Annotated in this window: 15 protein-coding genes and 2 pseudogenes; 12 read left to right on the top strand and 5 right to left on the bottom strand. The window is 55.1% G+C overall.

What is annotated here, in order from left to right; genetic code table 11:
• Positions 1-85 precede the first annotated feature (85 nt).
• The 4 genes and pseudogenes from BLU32_RS18255 (at position 86) to BLU32_RS18240 (ending at position 2,754) form a co-directional block, all read left to right on the top strand.
• On the top strand, positions 86-706 hold the full coding sequence (locus BLU32_RS18255; RefSeq protein WP_093809312.1) for a glutathione S-transferase: 621 nt from the start codon (positions 86-88) through the stop codon (positions 704-706).
• A 62-nt stretch (positions 707-768) separates the two neighbouring features.
• Positions 769-1,209, top strand: a complete 441-nt coding sequence (locus BLU32_RS18250) for a GNAT family N-acetyltransferase (RefSeq protein ID WP_093809310.1) — start codon at positions 769-771, stop codon at positions 1,207-1,209.
• Positions 1,210-1,339: 130 nt separating this feature from the next.
• On the top strand, positions 1,340-1,978 hold the full coding sequence (locus tag BLU32_RS18245) for a hypothetical protein (protein ID WP_157727741.1): 639 nt from the start codon (positions 1,340-1,342) through the stop codon (positions 1,976-1,978).
• Between the two features lie 156 nt (positions 1,979-2,134).
• A pseudogene (locus BLU32_RS18240) lies at positions 2,135-2,754 on the top strand (LysE family translocator).
• Between the two features lie 309 nt (positions 2,755-3,063).
• Here BLU32_RS18240 and BLU32_RS18235 read toward each other — a convergent pair.
• Positions 3,064-3,477 carry a 4-oxalocrotonate tautomerase gene (locus tag BLU32_RS18235; protein ID WP_093809306.1) on the bottom strand — a complete coding sequence of 138 codons (414 nt, stop codon included), beginning with the start codon at positions 3,475-3,477 and terminating at the stop codon, positions 3,064-3,066.
• A 109-nt stretch (positions 3,478-3,586) separates the two neighbouring features.
• On the opposite strand from BLU32_RS18235, the gene BLU32_RS18230 reads away from it, so the two are divergent.
• The 5 genes and pseudogenes from BLU32_RS18230 to BLU32_RS18215 all read left to right on the top strand — a co-directional run bounded on the left by BLU32_RS18230 (position 3,587) and on the right by BLU32_RS18215 (position 6,938).
• Entirely contained in the window at positions 3,587-4,459 is an 873-nt protein-coding gene (locus BLU32_RS18230) for a LysR substrate-binding domain-containing protein (protein WP_172838589.1), read from the top strand.
• 93 nt (positions 4,460-4,552) lie between these two features.
• Positions 4,553-4,705 (top strand): annotated as a pseudogene (locus BLU32_RS22375) (IS256 family transposase); the annotation flags it as partial.
• Positions 4,706-4,876: 171 nt separating this feature from the next.
• On the top strand, positions 4,877-5,092 hold the full coding sequence (locus tag BLU32_RS18225; RefSeq protein ID WP_093809304.1) for a hypothetical protein: 216 nt from the start codon (positions 4,877-4,879) through the stop codon (positions 5,090-5,092).
• Between the two features lie 174 nt (positions 5,093-5,266).
• The gene (locus BLU32_RS18220; RefSeq protein WP_093809302.1) at positions 5,267-5,659 is read left to right on the top strand and encodes a hypothetical protein; all 393 of its coding nucleotides are present in this window, start codon (positions 5,267-5,269) and stop codon (positions 5,657-5,659) included.
• 7 nt (positions 5,660-5,666) lie between these two features.
• The gene (locus BLU32_RS18215) at positions 5,667-6,938 is read left to right on the top strand and encodes a relaxase/mobilization nuclease domain-containing protein (RefSeq protein ID WP_093809300.1); all 1,272 of its coding nucleotides are present in this window, start codon (positions 5,667-5,669) and stop codon (positions 6,936-6,938) included.
• Between the two features lie 18 nt (positions 6,939-6,956).
• Here BLU32_RS18215 and BLU32_RS18210 read toward each other — a convergent pair whose 3' ends face one another.
• A complete protein-coding gene (locus BLU32_RS18210) occupies positions 6,957-7,841 on the bottom strand; it encodes an ImmA/IrrE family metallo-endopeptidase (protein ID WP_093809298.1) in 885 nt (294 codons plus the stop codon).
• Positions 7,838-8,179, bottom strand: a complete 342-nt coding sequence (locus tag BLU32_RS18205; protein WP_093809296.1) for a helix-turn-helix domain-containing protein — start codon at positions 8,177-8,179, stop codon at positions 7,838-7,840. The genes BLU32_RS18210 and BLU32_RS18205 overlap by 4 nt, the downstream gene beginning before the upstream one ends.
• A gap of 118 nt (positions 8,180-8,297) precedes the next feature.
• On the opposite strand from BLU32_RS18205, the gene BLU32_RS18200 reads away from it, so the two are divergent.
• From BLU32_RS18200 to BLU32_RS18190, 3 genes are read left to right on the top strand one after another with little or no spacing between them, the layout of a single operon-like run.
• On the top strand, positions 8,298-8,555 hold the full coding sequence (locus tag BLU32_RS18200) for a DUF2188 domain-containing protein (protein ID WP_371326940.1): 258 nt from the start codon (positions 8,298-8,300) through the stop codon (positions 8,553-8,555).
• A gap of 11 nt (positions 8,556-8,566) precedes the next feature.
• Positions 8,567-9,559, top strand: a complete 993-nt coding sequence (locus tag BLU32_RS18195) for a CBASS cGAMP-activated phospholipase (RefSeq protein ID WP_093809294.1) — start codon at positions 8,567-8,569, stop codon at positions 9,557-9,559.
• Positions 9,556-10,764, top strand: a complete 1,209-nt coding sequence (locus BLU32_RS18190) for a nucleotidyltransferase (protein WP_093809292.1) — start codon at positions 9,556-9,558, stop codon at positions 10,762-10,764. Before BLU32_RS18195 ends, BLU32_RS18190 begins: the two co-directional genes overlap by 4 nt.
• A gap of 480 nt (positions 10,765-11,244) precedes the next feature.
• On the opposite strand, the gene BLU32_RS18180 is transcribed toward BLU32_RS18190, so the two are convergent.
• Complete coding sequence (locus BLU32_RS18180) at positions 11,245-12,360, bottom strand: phospholipase D family protein (RefSeq protein ID WP_093809288.1); 1,116 nt, start codon at positions 12,358-12,360, stop codon at positions 11,245-11,247.
• Between the two features lie 6 nt (positions 12,361-12,366).
• Entirely contained in the window at positions 12,367-16,449 is a 4,083-nt protein-coding gene (locus BLU32_RS18175) for an Eco57I restriction-modification methylase domain-containing protein (RefSeq protein WP_093809286.1), read from the bottom strand.
• Positions 16,450-16,712 lie beyond the last annotated feature (263 nt).

Below are 16,712 nucleotides of genomic sequence, written 5' to 3'. Positions count from 1 at the left end.
AATGATGCTGCCGTCCCGGTAGCGTCATCGGTGCGGGAGGATCAAAGAGCTTCCCATAAACGAGGTTTGATCCGGGGTGCAGACAATGAAATTGATCGGGATGCTGGATTCTCCCTATGTGCGGCGTGTGGCGATTTCCTTTCGCCTTCAGGGCATCAGCTTCGAGCACAAGCCTCTATCCGTCTTCTCAGCCTTCGACGCATTCGCTGCCATCAACCCAGTCGTGAAAGCACCGACACTGATGATGAATGGTGGAACCGTCCTGATGGATTCCGGCTTGCTCCTTGAGCTTGGCGAGCGGCTGGCCTCTTCCGATCGCAAGCTCACGCCGAGCGACATCAATGTGCATGTCCAGGCACAAAGGGTTATCGGCCTGGCTCTTGTTGCTTGCGAGAAGACCGTCCAGATCGTTTATGAACACAATCTCCGTCCGGCGGAAAAGCGGCATCAGCCTTGGGTCGATCGCGTCGGCGGCCAATTGTCAGAGGCCTATCGGCTGCTGGAGGAACATGTAGGAAAGGCCGACCCTTGGCTCTTCGATGCCCGCCCGCTTCAGGCAGACATCACGTGTGCCGTCGCATTCCGATTCTCCCGAGAATCGCTTCCGGACCTTGTCGGTGCCGAGTCTCACCCGGCACTCGCCGCTCTTTGCGCCCGCGCAGAGGCAACCAAAGCGTTTTCTGCTTTCCCGTTCCCGACGCCATAAATGCGCCATTTCGGACAAGTCATGCACGAATATGAAGGTTATGAGCTTATTAAGGATTGCAGATGCTAGGCATAAAAATTCGTGATGCTTTAGTGGACGACAGATTAGACTGGTTGGCGCTCTGGTCTGGGTACAATGATTTTTATTTTCGCAAGGTGGAAGAAAGAACTACCCAGAGAACGTGGACGGCCCTTGTTGAAAATACAGGACAACCTAATGGGCTCGTGGCTGAAATGAATGGCCACCTTGTCGGTTTTGCGAATTATTTTTTTGTACCATCGACTTCAGACTGGAATCCGCGTTGCTACATGCAAGATTTATTCGCCGATCCATCTGCAAGGGGGCAGGGAGTCGGGCGCGCCCTCATTGAAGCAGTATATGCTGAGGCGGATGCGCAATATTCCTCGCAGGTTTACTGGTTAACCGACAAGAATAACCATGTTGCCAGGAAGCTCTACGACCGCGTCGCAAGCTGTACGCCATTCGTAAAATACAAGCGGTAAAAGAACCAATATGAGCTGATTGTGTAAACAACTCCGCTTGAAACGGCCGGCTGGGGCTGATTCAGTTTTCCTAATGATTTGGGAGACTGAGCCGATCCCTCTCGACGAAGCAAGCATCGCCTGCCGGGCAATGGATGAGTCCACGTCAGGAAGCGCAGGCTGTCAATCGGCATTCAAATGGCTTTATACAGGCGGTTGTCGGCTTTATGGCGAAACCGGCGATGAGGTCGCATCCGAAGACCATTCCTTCGATTCGTTGCCAGCGTTAAGGTGGATGTTCGATCACAGTGAAATGCTGCTGAATGCCAGCAGTATCTCGGCGGCAATCGTTCATCCGGCGATGGCTTACCATGAGGGTGGCGGCGTATTTGAGGATATTCTGGCGTCACGGCGAGAGCCGAAACCTGTCGAGATCTGGGGCAATCCTTCGACGCGCTGGCCCCTGATCGAGCGCCGTGATTTGGCGTGTGCCTACTGCAATTTGTTGGACCGGACAGACTTGAGCGGGCATTTTAGCGCGGTTGCACAAGCAGGTGTGCGTGTCGGTGACGTCGTGAGCGCGCTTTGCGCGCAGTTCTCACGACCCTATGACCCTGCAACGCTCGGTGTCGACGAGGTCGTTGCCAGGTTCGGAGCCTGGGCCGAGGGCCCCGCGCTTAATCAGCAAATGACTGCTGCAAAGCTAAAGGCGGCCACCGGCTGGGCGCCGATGGTGGTGGACTTTCGGGAACTGGATTTCACGGGAGTTGAGGTCACGGGTAGACCGTGAAGGCCGGTTCGGTCCGCATTGCCGGCGACGTCGAGACGCCGGACAAAATCTTACCCGTGCCTTAACCGTGGCTATCTTACTGCGCCCCGATGCCACCGTGGCGGTGGGCACCTGTCGGCATGAAGTGAAAGCGAGTCACTTGAAAGGTATGAGAACATGTCATTGGAAACCTGGCTTGCCTACACCATCGCCTGTGTCGTTCTGACCCTCATCCCGGGGCCGAGCGTCATGCTGGTAGTCGCGCAGTCGCTGACGCGCGGCAGGTGGGCCACCGCCATGTGCATCTTCGGCGATGTCGTGGGCAGCATCGTGCTCGTGGGACTGTCCTTTGCCGGTGTCGGCGCCATTCTCACTCGTCAGCCCTTTTGTTCCAGATTGTCAAATGGGCCGGCGTCCTCTACCTCGCATGGTTGGGGCTGAGCCAGATCATGGCCGCACGCCGCGAGGGACCGGACATGGCGTTCGATTCGCAAGGGTCTTCCTCTTGGGCAAGCTTCTGGGCAGGAGCCATGACGGCGATTCTGAACCCGAAGGCGATTGTCTTCTACATGGCGTTCCTTGCACAGTTCATCGACCCGGATGGCGACCTGCCACTGCAACTAGCCCTGCTGACGCTGACATCCAGCCTGGTCGTCGTGGTGCTTCTTGCCGCCTATGCACTCATCGCGGCGCAGGCAAGACGGTTTTTTCGCAGCCAGATCGCCCGTCGCCGCATGGGCTACGGGGGCGGTGGGCTCATGCTCGGCGGCAGCGCGGTCATGGCGGTGGCGCGATAGGCGGAAATCGGTAAGGCGGCCTGTTCTCACCGTGCAATCCTCACTGGATAACCCTCGGGGCATGGTCTTGACTCAGCGGGTCTCAAACGCCGGGACGACGGCGATCATGTCGTCCATCCCATCGTCTCCGCGTGGAGCGCGGCGTCGGCTTGCATCAGTCGATGGGCCGTGCCGGCGCTCCGTGCGGCCCCATCGCCAACCGGCTGTTCTTCGACACCTCCGAGATTCAGGCCTGCGGGAAACCTCGGGGGAAACGTCAGAGTCGACCCGAATCGGGCAGGCCACCGTGGCGTCCTACACATCGACCACCTAAGTGTGCGGAGCTTGTGGGGAGCCATGGTGATAGCGCCATTCCTGCGTTACGCCGCCATACCCGTAAGAGGTCGCGCTGCAGTCGATGACATGAACGTTGGAATGGGGATGCAAATTGCCCAACCGATCGGATAGCAATTCGAATGCAGCCTTGTGAAAATCCGCCTTCTCATCCTTGGTGTTGGTCTCCTCGGTTATCGAGACTTCGAGCCGAAAGGAATTCCTGCCGTCCTCGGCAAGGGATTGTCCGGCGATAAACCACTGATCCTTTGGCTGGTGGCGAAGCATCACCATGGTTCTGCCGAGTTCCTTCTTGAGGATTCTGCATGTCAGCTCCGCCAGATCCGCAGCGAGCTGGGCGGCTTGCACCGGGCCGGGCAGTCCGGAATGGGTAAGAATGATCCCTGGCAACTTGAAACCTCCTTGTTTGCGTGTGTTTGAACTCACTCTAGGACCGGTTCTTCCATTTGAAAAACGGGAATATATGATATCATCCATCGGAAAATATGTTGGATGGATGATGACCCACTTCGACCTGCAACTGCTCGGCACATTGGTGACCGTTGCCGAAACAGGCAGCCTTTCCGGCGCCGCGCCGCGCCTCTTCCGATCGCAATCCGCCGTGAGCGAACAGGTCCGCAAGCTTGAAGAGGCCTGCGGCCAGTCGCTTCTGATCCGGAGCAAGGCTGGCTCGTGCCTGACACCTGCCGGCAAACGGCTGGTGGAGCACGCCCGGAAGATTCTCGCCTTAAGCGAAACCGCCTATCGCGACATGCACGGATCCGAAATCGCAGGAAGCCTGCGGTTGGCGATCACCGATTATTTTCGTCCGGCGGTTCTGCCCGAAATCCTGAAGCGATTACGGGATCAGTTTCCCCGGCTCCATTTAAGCGTATCGATACTGAAAAGCGCTCGCATTGTGGAAGAGGCTGAAAGCGGCGCATTCGACATCGGGCTGTCCATGACCATCCTGAATAGCGCTCAAACGGCAGAGATGAACCAGGACAGGCGGGTAACATTGCGCCGCGAGCCCTTGCGCTGGATTGCGGAAGAGTCGTTCAGGTCACCTCCCGGAGGCGAGCTGCCTCTTGTGGTGATGCCCGATACCTGCTCTCTGCAACGTTTCATCATAAAATCACTGGACAGCAACCGCATTCGCTATGCCGTTGAACATTCCGCGTCCGGAATAGGAGGTCTCCATCTGGCCTTGTCCGCTGGGCTCGGTATTGCTTGCCTGAACGACTCTGCAATTCCTGAAGGAATGAGAATATTCGTAAGCGATCCAGAGCTTCCAAAACTGCCAGATGTCGAATTCAAGCTATCTCTGCCGCGGCGTGGAGAACCAAAGTTTGTATCGGATGCGCGCGACATGCTGGTTGAGCACCTCGGATAGCAGATTGATCGAATGAGCCGGAGCTACGGCGGAATGCAGGTGACGACGACCTGATGGGGGCGGCGTATCCAGGCAGATTCCCGTGACGATCACATCACCTTCACATCCGTGATCCAGCCGAAATGGGCGTGACGGACGAAGAGCCTGGACCGCGCGCTGCCGATCCTTCACCTGTGCGGCATTGCTACCGACGACTTTCGTGAGGCGCTCGCCGCTTTGCGCGACAGGGACGCGCCGAACCTGTCATCCGTCAGAGCTCAACAAGATTGAGCCGGTTACGCTGCTGACCGAAATAGCAAGTAAAGATGGGAGCTGGTCCCCGCAACCATCTTTACTTGCTTGGCAACATCGCCAACATTGGTCGGCCCCATGGGTCAGCCGTCTGGCGGCAAGTTATGATGGATGCGCCCTGCTGATATGAACCTGCTGCAGTTTCAGGCGCGTCCGAATCCTGTCGGTCAACGATCGATCGACGTTGTGCATTCTGCATGGCAGATGGTGCGCGAAGCCGGGAAGTATACCGCCGTGGGCCACCACTTCGCGCCACTCCCGATCCCGACTATTGCCGTGATGCTTTCGGGCTCGTCGCACGCTGATGCATCACTTGGCGACCGCGCAAGTCTTCGTGTTTGAATGCGAGATGGCGCGCCTAGAAGGAGAAACTTCGAACGCGCTATTTAACATTTTAGCTGATTGGAACAGCCAACTCCAACACATTCAAACGGCATACGAAAAGCCCACTCAGGCTTTGCAAAGCCCCGCTTCTCCAGAGCGGCGGACCAGACGCAGACAGCGGGGGCCGTCGCTATGAGTGGCCCGACGTTTCTCCCCGCCGAATTCAAAGATGCCAGCAAGGCGGCTCCGCCGGAGCGCACCCGCAAAGCTGCGCCGTTCTCCCTGCGGCTTAGTGATAAAGAGCGCGCGCGGCTTAAAAGGGAAGCTGCTGGAAAATCGCTGGGCGGCTACATTAAGTCCCGCCTGTTCGATGAGGGGAAGCCGAACCGTTCCGAATTGGCGGAAATGCTCGGCCTTCTCGGTCAGTCCGGCTATGCCGAGAGTTTAGCGATACTGGTCGAAGAAGCCCAAACAGGTTCGTTACTGCTGGATAAACAGACCTTGACACAGATAGATCAGGCCTGCGCCCATATCGCTCAGATGCGGGCCTGCTTAATCAAGGCGCTCGGCCTACTGGAAAGGTAGGCCGATAATGATCCTGAAAGCCAGCCAGCGCGGCGGAGGCGCGCAGCTTGCCCGCCATCTTCTGAACGACACTGACAACGACCATGTCCGCGTGCACGAATTGCGTGGGTTCGTTGCGAGCGATCTGCACGGAGCTTTTAAGGAAGCCCATGCCATCAGCCGGGGAACGCGCTGCAGGCAATTTCTGTTCTCCTTAAGCCTCAGTCCGCCGGAAACGGCGAAAGTGCCTATTGAAGTCTTCGAGAAGGCCATTGTTGCTATCGAGGCCAAAGTCGGTTTGAGCGGCCAGCCCCGAGCCATCGTCTTCCACGAAAAAGAAGGACGCCGGCACGCGCACTGCGTCTGGTCGCGCATTGATGCCAGGCGCATGAAGGCGATCAACCTGCCGCACTTCAAGCTCAAGCTGCAAGACATGTCTCGCCGACTCTATCTGGAGCATGACTGGAAGATGCCGCAAGGGCTGGTCAGTCGCAATCAACACAATCCGCTGAACTTTACACTTGCAGAGTGGCAACAGGCCAAGCGAGCCAGTAAAGACCCACGCGCAATCAAGCAGGCGTTTCAGGAATGCTGGACAGTGTCCGACTCCCTCAAAGGCTTTGCGAGGGCGCTCAAAGAGCGCGGCTATTATCTGGCCAAAGGTGATCGGCGTGGCTTTGTTGCGCTGGATTGGCATGGAGAGGTCTATTCCATCGCCCGTATGATCGGCCGCAAGAGCAAGGAAGTTGTTGCCAAGCTGAGAGAGCCTGACAACCTGCCTGCCGTTGATTTAATGCGGAGGCGAATAGCAGAAGATTATACCGGTAAGCTCAAGTCTTTCGCCGCTGAAGCTGCCAATGAGCAGGACACGCTTCTGGAAGAATTCGCTGTCAAACGGCAGACAATGACGGACGTTCACCGCGCCGAGCGGGAGAACCAGCGCTTGACGCAAAAAGATAGACGACAGAACGAAAATGCCGCGCGAGCGGCACGATTGCCGAGGGGGCTCAAGGCGCTGCTCTTTCGGCTGACAGGCCGCTACAAGGCCATTAAAAACCAGAATGCGCTTGAAGCAGCGCAATGTGAGAGACGCGACCGCGCCGAGATGCAGGCGCTGATTGACAGGCAACTTAAGGCCCGGCGAATCCTGCAGAATGAAAAACGTCTCATCCTACACCGCGTGAGCGTCATTCGTCGGCGCTTAGAACTGGAAATGCGAGACCAAAGGCTTCAGATTGCTGGCGTCGCTCCCAAGCCGTCCGGCAAAATCAAACGCGCCCGTAGGCGTGAGTGGGACTAGGCCATACGGCAAGCTAAACTACCGTCCATAGGCGAACCTTGGCGTCCAGCTATTTTCAAGCTTCTCATCCTCGTCCTCATCTTCATAGGGATCTTCAGAGATTTCCTCGCTGGACAAGACAGTCAAAGTGAAACCGTAGCTGCCCAGTCCAACGATTTCTTCATCAAGAGTGATGTGGCTTGGGCCTTCAAACCAAGTCGCGAGCTTGCATTCCACACACATGGAATCACCGGCAAGAATTCGGTCACGATCACGATTGAAATCGGATGTCCCCGAAGCTGGCAACAAGTCGCCTTTCCGAAGAAACCTGAGCTGCCCGAGATTCTTGAATGCGTCCGACATGAATGCGTAGCACACTTTCTGTCCCGAACTTACAACGATAGCCATGGGATAGGCTGCACACTCCGAAGTTCGAATTGCGGCGGCGGTAAGTGAACTTTTTGAAACGGTGGCCAGAGCCCGAATTGCTTCCAGGCCAACAGGGCTACCTTGAAGTTCTTTCTTCACGAGATGAGTGGGCATCAGCAGACCAGACGCGAAGTGATCTGCCTCAATTTCTATTGAGCTATCGCCTTGCGAAAATCCGGCGCGCGAAACATGCATCGGTCCGGTTTTTAGAATTTCGTCCGGATGACCGTCGATGAAGTAATGCCCCAATTCATGAGCAACTGTAAAATTCTGAAATCCTTCGTTCTGAATTGAGGTCGAATAGATAATTCCAACGCCATCATCATTAAAAACGATGCAGCCACTCATTCCTTCCTTCTCTGGCCGCTTGGCTTCCACGACTATTTCTTCATCGCTGGCAATCTTAAATGGGTTGACCGGGAAGGAATCAAAACCATGATCCTGGGCCGTCTTCTCACCGAGCTGCCTTGCCATCTTAAGCCGAAATTTGCTCATTCGGTACGATCCTTCCGGCGCTGAGCAAGCGTGTCGATCATCATCTGTATGCTTTCACGGTCAGAATCAGACAGGTTTTCTTCGTTCCTGAAGGCCGTGGTTGCTCCGCTCATAGTTGGGGTACGGCCAAGCAAGTAGTCTGACGTAACATTCAACGCCTTTGCCAAAGAGCGAATATTCGCAAATGATGGCTTGCGGCGGTTCTTTTCAAAATGGCCGATTGCCGCCGGTTGCAGGTTCGCGAGCTTTGCGAGTTCGGTCTGATTCAACGACCGTGATTCCCGTGCTTCTCGTAACCTATCGCCAAAGTTGTTCTCTCCGTCTGCGGATATTGACATTACGTTCCTGGATGTTATATATTGACGATATCGTAGGATTTCGTAGCTTGCCCTCGGGCATTTTTTTAAGCCATGATGTCCTACGTTTTCGTCAACAAATATATGACGAAATAGGTGAATGGTCAAGGGAAAGGAGATTGAAATGGCAGGTGGTCCGAAGACTCATCATGTGGTCCCGAACTCGAACGGAGGATGGGATGTGAAGCGTGGCGGCGCAAGTCGCGCCAGCAGCCACCACGAAACAAAGCGCGAAGCAATCGATGCCGGTCGTAGCGTAAGCAACAACCAGCGGACAGAACTTCGCATCCACAACAAAGACGGTCGGATCGCGAGTAGCGATAGCCACGGTGGCGATCCGTTCCCGCCGAAGGGATAAGGAAGAGCGAATTGCGGAGAATACTTTCAATCGACGGTGGAGGAATTAAAGGCACATGCCCAGCTGCATTTTTGGCGGCTATAGAGGAAAAACTTCCGAAGCCTATCGGGAGTTATTTTGATCTCATTGCAGGCACCTCGACTGGTGGTATTCTCGCTATTGGTCTGGGGCTCGGCCTGAGCGCCAAAGAGTTGCATAAGTTATATGTTGAACGGGGCCCAGAAATTTTCGGAGAATCCGAGAACCTTGGCAAGGTTGCGTCTTGGATGCTTCGGCGCTTTCGCTCGGCCCGCTCGTTCGTCGGGGCAAAGCATGATGAAGCAGCGCTGAAGCGCATTCTTGAACAGACGTTGCAAGGTAAACGTATAGGCGATGCAAAGACACGCCTTCTGATTCCTGCGTGGGATGCAGATTTACGCAGCTGCTACATTTATAAGACAGCGCATCACGAGCGGCTAACAACGGATTACAAGCGTCTTGCAAGTGACGCGGCGATGGCCACGGCTGCCGCGCCGACATATTTCAGGCGGCATAAAACTAGCGACAGTATCGGGCTCTTGGATGGCGGTGTTTGGGCAAACAACCCAACTGGAACAGCTGCGGTCGAGGCCATCACGCTTTTAGATTGGCCAAAAGACAGTCTGCGCATTCTCAGCTTAGGCTGCATGGAAGAAGTCTACATGCTCTCGGAAAATCCGGGAAAATTGTCGCTTGGTCTCAGAAAGGCCGGGTTCCTGAATCTGTTTATGGATGGCCAATCCAGCAATTCTTTGGGCGCCGCAAAACTGATAACAGGCCACCCTCACACAGGGAACCGGATATTCCGATATTCGCCCTCGGCACCCGCGGGTTTCTTCAAGCTTGACGATACGACGAAGATTGAACGCTTAAGCGGTATCGGCGCTTCAATGGCTAGATCTGCATTTCCCGAACTTCAGCAGATTTTCTTCAGGAGCCCTGCTGAGATCTTCGAGCCCTACTACAAAATCGAGGACGCGGCATGAATACGCTGGAGCATAGATTTCCGATTGACCGCGACTGGCGTCGCCGCGTTGAAATTTACCGCTATCTCGAAGAGATCGGACAAGACCTGGACCTGACAGAGGCACAGGTGGAAAAGGCGCGGCAGGAGCACGACAAACTCTGCAAGTGGCTGGCTGCGGCTCTAGAACCTTTGCTTACCGACATTGTTGTCTACCCACATGGTTCGTTTGCATTGGGTACCGCGAACAAGCCCCTTGGTCGCGCAGAATTCGACATTGATCTAATTTGCCTGCTCAAACGAGGACATGCAGGTCTTGATCCTGCGTCGATAAAGAAGCTGATTGGAACCCGCCTCAGGGAACACCCCGAGTACCGCAAAATCTTGGAAGAGAAAAAGCGTTGCTGGCGCCTCAATTTCCCAGGTGACTTTCACATTGATGTCGCTGGTACGATCCCAAACCCAAAATGCGTGAATGACGGAGAACTTGTTCCCGATAAGGCATTGAAGGAATGGCATCCAACAAATCCGCGCGGCTTCAAGAATCTTTTCGAGCGGCGTACAATGTTGCAACCGAGGTTCAAGCGATCATTCGTCGCGCTTTCAAAGGGTGATGCCGCTGCGGCCCAGATTGAACCCTTTCCTGAACAATCGAAGATCAAAGGTGTGCTGCGGCGTCTCGTCCAGCTCCTGAAGCGACACCGGGACCATCATTTTCTTGAAATCGAGCAAGATGTTGCGCCCATCTCGGTCATCATCACAACGCTGGCCATGCGTTCCTATGAGCACTGCGTGAGTTGGTACACGTTTAGCGATGAACTGGAATTGTTGGTTGAGGTGATCCGCATGATGCCGCATTTCATAGAAAATGGCTCTTTGGATGGCCGCACAATCTACGCGGTTTGGAACGAAACGACTGAAGGAGAGAACTTTGCTGACAGATGGAATGCAGAACCTGAGCGGGCAAAAGCGTTCTATGCGTGGCACAAAAAGGCACTTTCCGACTTCGAGGCAGTTCGTGATGCTGTTGGGCTGGATGAGGTTATTGGCAGTTCTCGCAATCAGTTCGGTCAACGGGTTGTCGACCGTGTCATGTCTAAGCGCAACAAAGCCGTATCCGACGCCCGAAAGTCGAATCGACTGTTAGTTGCTCCGACTATCGGCCTGACGACAACACCTGCAGCTGCTGCCGTTCCCATTCCCAAAAACGATTTCTTTGGAGATTGAATGGCCGGCCCGAAAACAAACAGGCAGTTGTCCGTTGCGCAGCAGTTCCTGTTTCTAAGGAATTGTGAGGTTTGCCCGGGCTCGGGTAAGTTGACAAACGGCCATTTGATTTGGCGTTTCAAGACCTGCCCAACGCCAATAAGTCGCGAGTATGAAATCGAAATCGAGTACAAGCAGGGCGATGTACCGGACGTTCGTGTTTTGCAACCGAACCTGACCACTTTAGCCGGTGATCGCGACATACCTCACATTTATTGCGACCCGCTCAGGCTATGCCTCTACTTACCCCGAAAACACCAATGGCACGCTGGGAGGCGAATTGACCAAACGATCGTTCCCTGGACCATCCTATGGCTTTACTATTTCGAGGAATGGCTAGCGACAGATGAGTGGAAAGGAGAAGGAGAACATCCCGACCCAGATGCGTCATTAGAAGGTAACCGCCGAACTCGCCGGATGCTGCGGTAGTAATATTATCGCCTATTCCAGGCCCCACTTCCTCGCGCCAGTTCTCGTTTGTTGGTTGCACTTTTCCGCGATCACTCGCGTATAGTCTTTTGGCGGCACAATTGAACAAGTAAACTCGCTTGGCCCGTCTCGTTCAAAAATGACAATTGCCGGCCGAGGTACCTCTCGTAGCGGCCGTAATCGGACGCGATGAGTATTGTTTTCGAAATGGGTGAGATGGACGCGAATGTCCTCTGCAACAAAATGAAAGAGTACCTCTTTGGTTTGTGCTGGGCCAACACCGAAATAGGCCGACAGAGTGGCCACCGGTAGCTGGATTTGATACCCCATAACACTTGAATTGGGGGCTCCTGTCTCACCGGCCAGTATCTGAAGATAAAGCCTTCGGGGCCGTTCACTAAGCGGGTCAAGCTTGCGCAAAATCAAATCCCGCTTCCGGGGATTTGCAATATCAAGAACCTTTTCGAATAGCGGTTTCGGAGCCGCTTTGGCCCCAACTGACAACGGAGGTTTCGCGGGCTGGCCCGTCTCCAAATTGGCGCCGTCGCCACCGTCGCCTTCCTGATCCAACCGGTTTTGTGCCTTCATCGAACGAACGAACGAGATATCGACTTCGACGGCACGTCCTTTCACATAGCTCCAAGCCCCTTCCAAGTCATTTGCGATCTTGGAACCTCGGGGCACTTCTAGTCTCGTGCCCAGCTCTATGTTCCGGCTCAGCCCTGCGCCGGTTAGGTTGGCCGACCCAATGACAGCCTTGAAATAATCGTCCCCTTCGAAGAGGAGCAGCTTTGGGTGAAATACCGCGTTGCGATACTTGTCTTCAAATGCCCCGCAGAACACGTTCCCCGGATAAAGTTCCTTGAGATACAGCCCGTAGAGAAAGCTGTCAGGTGACGTGACATCGTTGTCGAAGCCATATGCGGTCTCCAAAACGCCGCCAGCCCGCAGAAACTGTTCGAGGTTTTCAGAAATAAGGCCTAGTCCGTCCCACCGTGCATAGGCGACGGCGAAACACACTTTCTTCAATCCGCCTGCTGCCAGGATTTCGTTGATTTGCGAATAGAACCGGACCGTGCCTTCGTAGGTCTGGTTTACTACCCGGAGTTTTCCGCCCTTCTTTTCCATGAAACCTCACGCAACCATGTCAGTTTCAGTGCTGCCGGCCGCAAGCGCGCTCAAATACGCGAGGCATAAATCGCTGGAACGATATTGACCGCCGTACAATTCCCTTTCCTGCCGCTCCACAATCGGAAAGGTAGAATAAATATGCCGGACATCTTCACGATCCGTAATGCCGTACAGATGGAAGAAAATGGCATCAAGCTTTGCACGCAACCTCAGCCGCCGTTCTTCGTCCCATTCAAACGGTGGGAGGACGTTACCAGCATCATTGGTGTAGCCCATGTCACGCGCGAACGGTGCCATGTCCTCAGCGGTGTACGTAAGCTCCAAAACAATATCGCGCAGGAGTTCAGCGGCCGAGCTCGATCCAAACTTCGATTCGTGGAAGCGCTCAGGCGAAATCACCGGAAGCTGCTCAACGATGAATAGGTTCAAAGTCTGGCCCTGAACCTTTTGTCTTGTCACATAATCGAAGGGTATTGAATTCAGGTTTGCGGCAAGCAGCCACTCTTCCCGAGACTCATCTTGGCGCAGCAGCAATGGCACTTTGTTACCGAAAGCGACTGTTGGCAACAGAGCTGCGATAAACGTTCGCACGTTCGTCGGCGCGGTAATTTCCTTGAACCCAAGAACCCATCCCCATTCGGTGGGCCATTTGCACTTTTCCTCCAATACCCAAAACTGCGGAGCAGGAAGCCATGACGGGTCGCGATGTTGCTCCAATGTTGCGGGTTCTGGTTGCGCGGGGCGGTGCTGGTTTTCCGGGTTGACGATTACGCTTGCGGCCCGGTGATCGAAGGCTTGAATCATCTTGCCTTCATAAAGTGGAACCCAATCTCCCTTCGGGCTGCCATAGCGATTTCCCCCTTTATGCCAGCCTCCTTCCTGTTCCTCCAATTCCTGCCGCGTCCGGAAATGCCCGGAGTCATTGGTCATATGAAACATCGTGCAGTATTTCAGCGGCCACGCCTTGATCTCCTCGTCACCTGACCGGTCAGACAGGATTTTTCCGCTGGAATAGATTGCTGTTGTCAGTTCCGCATCACGGCGCGAGCGGAATATCGGCGCAGTACCTGTGTTGGGATTTACCCGCGAAAAATCTTCGGCGGTGAGCGGGAAACGCTGTTCAGTGTCGTTAAGTTCGGCGACACTTTGCAGGAAGAAGGCGCACATGGCCGCTTCGGGCGTCGGTGACGGACTTGCGACAAAAACGCAGAATTTGAAGCGACTATCGACATCGGGGAAGAACGGAGGGGCATTGTAGCGCGTGCGCCGATTCTCGAAATCATACAGCGCCTTCAGCCGACCTTGTGTCGAAACGCCTTTGAAAAAGGTCGATGACGTTTTGTCTGAAGCGATACCGGATGGCGTGAGCAGGCCCACCATGCCGTCCCGCTTGACCAGCGCCATGGCGCGCTCGACGAAGAGCGAATAGATATTCACGTCGCCGCCGGACAGCAGCAGATAATCGCCGCCAGACCGAGCCATGCGCGTTGCCGCTTCGGCCCGCTCGTTCGCTTTTATGAAATCGCCGGAAAGCGGATCGTTATTCCTTTCCAGTTCGTCTATCATCCGCTTGCGATCGGCCGCTTTCTGCGCAAAGGCAATCTCACGCTTACGCGCAGCAAACCATTCGACTTGCTGGAGCTTCATGCGATCCCACGGCGGATTGCCGATGATGGCGTCGAAGCCGCCGGACAAGCCTTCATTCTCCCAGTCCGTCCAAACGCCCGGAAACGCGACCTGCCAGTTCAGGAAGCGCTCTTCCGCTACCAGCTCGCGCGCAACGTTCAGGATTTCGAGGAAGCGGCGGCCGTGGTCATCGCGCACCTGCGGCTCACGCTTGCCAAGCGCAATCTCGAAAGGATCTCCGAAGGAGCCGTCGAAGAAGCCCTGAATGGCCTTGGCGTTGTCCTTCCCTTTCAGGTTTTGCCATTCGATGGCGTGTAGCAAAGACAGGAACGCATTGAGCGGCGCCGTCATCACCTGGACGCCTTCAAATATTTCCTGCGAACGGTGCGCTTCCGCGATTTCCGCGTCCGGCAGGCCCTCGATGGTCTGCACCGAGGCAGCCGAACCGAGCGCGGTCTTCACCGGCTCGTGCAGGAGAAGCGGACTGCCATAGGCCGTCGCTTTCTCGATGCCCGTCTTCACCCAGGAGCCGAATAGGCTGTCGCCGCAGCGCAGATGGTGGTCGAGGAAGGAGAGCGGCGCGCCGACCGTAAAGCTGTGCAGCCAGAGAGCAACCTTGGCCAGTTCGACCGCCATCTGGTTCTTATCGACGCCATAGACGCAGCGCTTCAACACCATGCGGCGGATGATATGCCGGTCATCGAGCTGTTCGGGATCGACTGTCCAGCTCCGCTCCTCGGCGTTGCCGAGGATGGTATTGCGGATGCCTTCGATCCGATCGGCAAGCGGCGAGATATAGTCCGCCCACTCGACCATGGTTTCGGTTTCCGCCATGGCGGTGATGACCTGGTCGGCCATGTAGTCGACGAGGCTGACAAGGAAGTGTCCCGAGCCCATGGCCGGATCGCAGATTTTAAGATCGAGCAGCCTTTCGGCCGGATCGAGCCGCCTTAAAATGCCGAGCTTGCGCCCTTCGTCCTGATCCGAGGCCGCGAGCTCTTCGGCCTTGTTCCTGAACGCGGCAAGGCGTGCTTCGATCAGCGGTTCAAGCGTTTCGCGAATGATGAGATTTACGAGATCGTCAGGCGTGTAGTAGCTGCCCGATCCCTTGCGCGCGAAGATGTTCGGGCGGATATCCACAATCGCGCCCTCCCTGACGACTTCGTGTTCGAGAAGCCGTTCGTAGATCGAGCCGAGCTGCTGCACACTCAGGTCGCGGTAGTTGATGTATTTGCGCGTGTCGTCAGCGCGCTCGAAAGAGAGCTTGTCGATCACTTCCGCCATGACCGAGTCGGAAAGACGCACCTGCCGCAGAAGCGGCGTGCGTTCCGGGTCGAAGAGTCCTCCGTTATAGGGAGGCAATCCAATCGAGGTGTCGCCTTCGTCGATAGCTCGGCAAAGATCGTCAAGGACTGACCAGTATCGCGCCGCCGTATTCGAAAATGTATCGCCCTTGTCCTTGCGGTCGCCGACATCGAGCCTGACACGGTCGCGCAGGCCGTAGTCGTCATAGCGGCGGTCATTGACCGGCAGAAGGTCGCGGTCTTCCGCATAGAGGATGAAGAGCAGCCTGTAGAGAAGGATCAGCGCCGCTTCGCGCACATCCTGGAGCGGCGCATCCGGCGCCTTATCTGCAATCGAGCGCGCCAACAGCGGGTAGAGCTTATCGAACACGAGGTCCGAAAGGTCAGAAGCTACACGTTCTTCATAGAACTTGCCTTCTTCAAGGGCGCGGATATGGAACGTGCGCGGATCAGTCGCCGAAGGCAGAAATGCTTGCTTGCGAAAAACGAGTGCAAAAACGCGCAACGCGTGTCGCTTCTGCTCATCATCAAGCGCGAATAAACCATCGCCATGCCCGGCGATCCCGAGCACTGCAGCTAGATCTATTTCAAAGAACTGTTCGGATACAGAGCGCGCACCCGAAAAGTAGAGTCGCCATCTGCCGCCATTCGTAAGGATGCCCCACCGCAAATTGCCGGTAGTCAGGTCGTCGACTCTACGCAGATAGCGCAGCATCTGTGTGGACGGTGCCAGCTCCTCACCACGCTTTCCCGACTGGCGATCAAGGGGCCTACGCCAGCGCTTGGACTCTACTATCGCGAGGCCAAACTGGTATCGTTTATATTCTTCAGGAAATTGGTCGGCTTGTATTTTGGTATCTGCGTCAGCGAACAACAATCCGTCTGGCACATCATCCCTGCCTTTTACAGTTAAGTTTTGCTGACGCATGAACTGATCCCATCCCAAAATCTTCAGGATCGGCCATATCAAGTCATCTTCTGTGCGTGTTTCATTCGGTGACTGTTCGCTCGGAAATGCATCGAACAAACCGCTTAGCTTCTCCCGCAGATCATCTACCTCATCGTCGGTGATGGTTTGCCAGTCTGTATTTTCTTTTATCGACTGCGTAATGAAGTCGGCTGTGAAAAGGCTTCCTTGGATAATGCTCTCAATCATGACACCATCTTAAACAATGAGCTAAGAAGCCCAAACAAAACTCGCAAAAGCACCAGATTTATTCACATTGAATATTTCTGGGTGGATTTTGGCATTACGACCGTGTTGGTCTGATTCCTCGGACAGACGTAGCACGAATTACCCTTGGATGGGACAGCGCAAGGCTAGCATTGTGGTAATGAATTGCGACAGCACTCGCCCGATTGCGGATCTGACAACAATGACCGCGAAACAGTGAATCAATGGGGTTTTCAGGGGAGCTT

This window comes from Stappia sp. ES.058 (genome assembly GCF_900105595.1).
GTDB lineage: Bacteria > Pseudomonadota > Alphaproteobacteria > Rhizobiales > Stappiaceae > Stappia.
Note: the sequence above shows the minus strand (reverse complement) of the source record. Positions and strands in the feature narration are given on the sequence as shown.

Coding starts and splice junctions, on each gene's coding strand:
- BLU32_RS18255 (WP_093809312.1), top strand. CDS start 86: ATGAAATTGATCGGGATGCTGGATTCTCCCTATGTGCGGCGTGTGGCG.
- BLU32_RS18250 (WP_093809310.1), top strand. CDS start 769: ATGCTAGGCATAAAAATTCGTGATGCTTTAGTGGACGACAGATTAGAC.
- BLU32_RS18245 (WP_157727741.1), top strand. CDS start 1,340: ATGGATGAGTCCACGTCAGGAAGCGCAGGCTGTCAATCGGCATTCAAA.
- BLU32_RS18230 (WP_172838589.1), top strand. CDS start 3,587: ATGACCCACTTCGACCTGCAACTGCTCGGCACATTGGTGACCGTTGCC.
- BLU32_RS18225 (WP_093809304.1), top strand. CDS start 4,877: ATGAACCTGCTGCAGTTTCAGGCGCGTCCGAATCCTGTCGGTCAACGA.
- BLU32_RS18220 (WP_093809302.1), top strand. CDS start 5,267: ATGAGTGGCCCGACGTTTCTCCCCGCCGAATTCAAAGATGCCAGCAAG.
- BLU32_RS18215 (WP_093809300.1), top strand. CDS start 5,667: ATGATCCTGAAAGCCAGCCAGCGCGGCGGAGGCGCGCAGCTTGCCCGC.
- BLU32_RS18210 (WP_093809298.1), bottom strand. CDS start 7,841: ATGAGCAAATTTCGGCTTAAGATGGCAAGGCAGCTCGGTGAGAAGACG.
- BLU32_RS18205 (WP_093809296.1), bottom strand. CDS start 8,179: ATGTCAATATCCGCAGACGGAGAGAACAACTTTGGCGATAGGTTACGA.
- BLU32_RS18200 (WP_371326940.1), top strand. CDS start 8,298: ATGGTCAAGGGAAAGGAGATTGAAATGGCAGGTGGTCCGAAGACTCAT.
- BLU32_RS18190 (WP_093809292.1), top strand. CDS start 9,556: ATGAATACGCTGGAGCATAGATTTCCGATTGACCGCGACTGGCGTCGC.
- BLU32_RS18180 (WP_093809288.1), bottom strand. CDS start 12,360: ATGGAAAAGAAGGGCGGAAAACTCCGGGTAGTAAACCAGACCTACGAA.
- BLU32_RS18175 (WP_093809286.1), bottom strand. CDS start 16,449: ATGATTGAGAGCATTATCCAAGGAAGCCTTTTCACAGCCGACTTCATT.